Below are 3,892 nucleotides of genomic sequence, written 5' to 3' on the forward strand. Positions count from 1 at the left end.
GGCCCGGCCGGGGCCCGTCCAGGACCGTCCCCTGGGGCCCCGAGGCCGACCGGGCCGACCGGACGGCCGCCAGGACCCCGCGCGGCGGCTCCCCGGACTTCCACGACTGGTGACCGACCGGCCGCAGGAGCCCGTCACCGCAGGTCAGAGCGGTCATGACGCCGACTGTCAGTGCGGGGCCGTACGGTGGATCCATGCGGCCTGTTTCCCAGATCGAACGTACGGTGGCGCCTTTCGAGGTCGTCAGTTCCTACCAGCCCAGCGGCGACCAGCCGACGGCCATCGCCGACCTGGAGAAGCGCGTCCGCGCCGGCGAGAAGGACGTCGTCCTGCTCGGCGCGACCGGCACCGGCAAGTCGGCGACGACGGCCTGGATGATCGAGAAGCTCCAGCGGCCCACGCTGGTGATGGCTCCGAACAAGACCCTGGCCGCCCAGCTGGCGAACGAGTTCCGCGAGCTGCTGCCGAACAACGCGGTCGAGTACTTCGTGTCGTACTACGACTACTACCAGCCCGAGGCGTATGTCCCGCAGTCGGACACCTACATCGAGAAGGACTCCTCGATCAACGAGGAGGTCGAGAGGCTGCGCCACTCCGCGACGAACTCCCTGCTCACCCGCCGTGACGTGGTCGTGGTCGCCTCGGTCTCCTGCATCTACGGCCTCGGTACGCCGCAGGAGTACGTGGACCGGATGGTCCCCCTCAAGGTCGGCGCCACGATCGACCGCGACCAGCTGCTGCGCCGCTTCGTCGAGATCCAGTACACCCGCAACGACGTCGCGTTCGCGCGCGGCACCTTCCGCGTGCGCGGCGACACCATCGAGATCTTCCCGGTGTACGAGGAGCTGGCCGTCCGCATCGAGATGTTCGGCGACGAGATCGAGGCGCTGACCACCCTCCACCCGCTGACCGGCGAGGTCATCAGCGAGGACAACGAGCTGTACGTCTTCCCGGCCAGCCACTACGTGGCGGGACCGGAGCGCATGGAGAAGGCTGTCAACGGCATCGAGCGCGAGCTGGAGACCCGGCTCGCCGAGCTGGACAAGCAGGGCAAGCTCCTGGAGTCCCAGCGCCTGCGCATGCGGACGACGTACGACATCGAGATGATGCGCCAGATCGGCTCCTGCTCGGGGATCGAGAACTACTCGATGCACTTCGACGACCGCGGCCCCGGCACCGCGCCCAACACCCTTCTCGACTACTTCCCCGAGGACTTCCTGCTCGTCATCGACGAGTCGCACGTGACCGTGCCGCAGATCGGCGCGATGTACGAGGGGGACGCGTCCCGCAAGCGGACCCTCGTCGACCACGGCTTCCGGCTGCCGTCCGCCCTGGACAACCGCCCCCTCAAGTGGGAGGAGTTCCAGAAGCGGATCGGCCAGACCGTCTACCTCTCCGCCACCCCCGGGAAGTACGAGCTGTCGCGCGGCGACGGCTTCGTGGAGCAGATCATCCGCCCCACCGGCCTCATCGACCCGGAGGTCGTGGTCAAGCCCACCGAGGGCCAGATCGACGACCTGGTGCACGAGATCCGCAAGCGCACGGAGAAGGACGAGCGCGTCCTGGTCACCACCCTCACCAAGAAGATGGCCGAGGACCTCACGGAGTACTTCCTGGAGCTGGGCATCCAGGTCCGCTACCTGCACAGCGACGTCGACACCCTGCGCCGCGTCGAGCTGCTGCGCGAGCTGCGCTCGGGGGAGTACGACGTCCTCGTCGGCATCAACCTCCTCCGGGAGGGGCTCGACCTGCCCGAGGTGTCGCTGGTCGCGATCCTCGACGCGGACAAGCAGGGCTTCCTCCGGTCCGGCACGTCACTCATCCAGACGATCGGGCGAGCGGCGCGCAACGTGTCCGGGCAGGTCCACATGTACGCGGACACGATCACCCCGGCGATGGCGCAGGCCATCGACGAGACCAACCGCCGCCGCGAGAAGCAGGTCGCGTACAACACCGAGCGCGGCCTCGACCCGCAGCCCCTGCGCAAGAAGATCAACGACATCGTCGCGACGATCGCCCGCGAGGAGATCGACACGGAGGCCCTGCTCGGCACGGGCTACCGGCAGGGGAAGGACGGCAAGGGGGCCAAGACTCCCGTGCCGGCGCTCGGCGGCACGGCCACGAAGGCCGCGAAGGGCGGCAGGGGCGGCAAGGCGGCCGCCCAGGGCGCGGTGCTCACCGACCGCCCCGCCGAGGAGCTGGCCGGGATCATCCAGGAGATGACCGACCGGATGCGGGCCGCGGCGGCGGAGCTCCAGTTCGAGGTCGCCGCGCGGCTGCGCGACGAAGTGGGCGAGCTGAAGAAGGAGTTGCGGCAGATGAGGGAGGCGGGACAGGCCTGACGGCCCGGCAGGGGACGGGGGGTGCCATGTGTTGCAAGACCGACACAAAAACGGCCCACGTCTCCTGCCGCGACGGCGTGACTGCGTAGGGTGCTGCGCAACCGCACACGGACGGTTGCGGGGGAACCATTCGAGAGGGGACAGCGCGTGGTGGACGTATCCAAGGGCAGTGCGCCCGGGGGCCCTGGGGTCAACCTGACCAAGGGTCAGGCCATCAGCCTGGAGAAGCGGGGCGGAGGCACCCTGACCGCGGTGCGCATGGGGCTCGGGTGGCAGGCCGCCCCGCGCCGGGGCCTGTTCGGCTCCCGCACCCGTGAGATCGACCTGGACGCCTCGGCGGTGCTGTTCGCCGACAAGCAGCCGGTCGACGTGGTCTTCTTCCGCCACCTGGTCAGCGACGACGGCTCGGTGAAGCACACCGGCGACAACCTTGTCGGCGGCGCCGGCCAGGGCGGGGACGACGAGGCCATCCTGGTGGACCTGGAGCGGATCCCGGTCCACATCGACCAGATCGTCTTCACGGTGAACTCGTTCACCGGACAGACGTTCCAGGAGGTGCAGAACGCCTTCTGCCGCATCGTCGACGAGACCAACGGCCAGGAGCTGGCCCGTTACACGCTCGACGGCGGCGGGCAGTACACCGCGCAGATCATGGCGAAGGTGCACCGCGACGGCGCCGGGTGGAAGATGACGGCCCTCGGGAATCCGGCCAACGGCCGCACGTTCCAGGACCTGATGCCGTCGATCCTGCCGCACCTGTAGACACGACACGCACGGCCGGGCACCCACGCACGGCACGTACGGGCACACGCAGCTCCCGGAGGCAGGCCACGGCCGCCGGGAGCTGCACCGTTGCCACGTACCACCGGCACAGCACACGGACACCGCACCTCCCACACCGCACCACGCGCACCGCACGAGACCGACGAGGGGACAGAGGCGATGACGGCCGAGCTGGTCCGGGGACAGAACCACCCCCTGCCGCACACCCGACTGGAGATACGGGTGACGGCCGGCGCGCCGGTCCTGGCCTGCGTCACCCTCGCCGACGCGGCGGGCACCGTACCGGGCACCGAGTGGATCGCCCACCCCGGCTCGCCCACCCTCCCCGGCGTCGAGGTCTCCCGCCAGGCCGCCGCCGGACTGCGCTTCCACGTCGACCTGGAAGCGGTGCCCGAGCGGGCCCACCTGGTCCACGTGCTGTTCGCGCTGCCCGAAGGCGTCGGCGGCCCCGACCGCTTCGGCAGCACGGCCGCGCCCTTCGCCGCCGTCACCTCCACCGACGGCACCGAGATCGCCAGCTTCACCCTCACCGCACTGGACGCCGAGTCCGCCGTCGTCGCCCTGGAGCTCTACCGCCGCCAGGGCTCCTGGAAGGTCCGTGCCGTGGGCCAGGGGTACGCGGGCGGCCTCGCCGAGCTCTTCGGCGACCAAGGCCTCCCGGAGGCGCACGCGTTCGCCGCCACCATCCAGGACGCGGTCGCCCGCCACCTGGCCAACGCCGTCCAGGCCCCCCTGCCCGGACCGCAGGACGGGACCCGGGTCCGGCC

Annotated in this window: 3 protein-coding genes; all 3 read left to right on the plus strand. The window is 70.4% G+C overall.

Going from position 1 to position 3,892, the window contains the following annotated elements; genetic code table 11:
- Nucleotides 1-194: 194 nt before the first annotated feature.
- Nucleotides 195-2,342 (plus strand): excinuclease ABC subunit UvrB, encoded by a 2,148-nt coding sequence (gene uvrB / locus GT042_RS31530; protein WP_161312107.1) that lies wholly within the window; start codon nt 195-197, stop codon nt 2,340-2,342.
- A 195-nt stretch (nt 2,343-2,537) separates the two neighbouring features.
- Complete coding sequence (locus tag GT042_RS31535; protein ID WP_161312108.1) at nt 2,538-3,104, plus strand: TerD family protein; 567 nt, start codon at nt 2,538-2,540, stop codon at nt 3,102-3,104.
- Nucleotides 3,105-3,284: 180 nt separating this feature from the next.
- The coding region (locus GT042_RS31540; RefSeq protein ID WP_161312109.1) for a TerD family protein at nt 3,285-3,892 on the plus strand (608 nt) is incomplete at its 3' end.

The organism is Streptomyces sp. SID3212 (assembly GCF_009865405.1).
In the GTDB taxonomy this organism is placed as follows: Bacteria; Actinomycetota; Actinomycetes; order Streptomycetales; family Streptomycetaceae; genus Streptomyces.

What these genes read in the sequence shown, in the direction of transcription:
- uvrB (WP_161312107.1), top strand. Translation starts at nt 195, where the DNA reads ATGCGGCCTGTTTCCCAGATCGAACGTACGGTGGCGCCTTTCGAGGTC.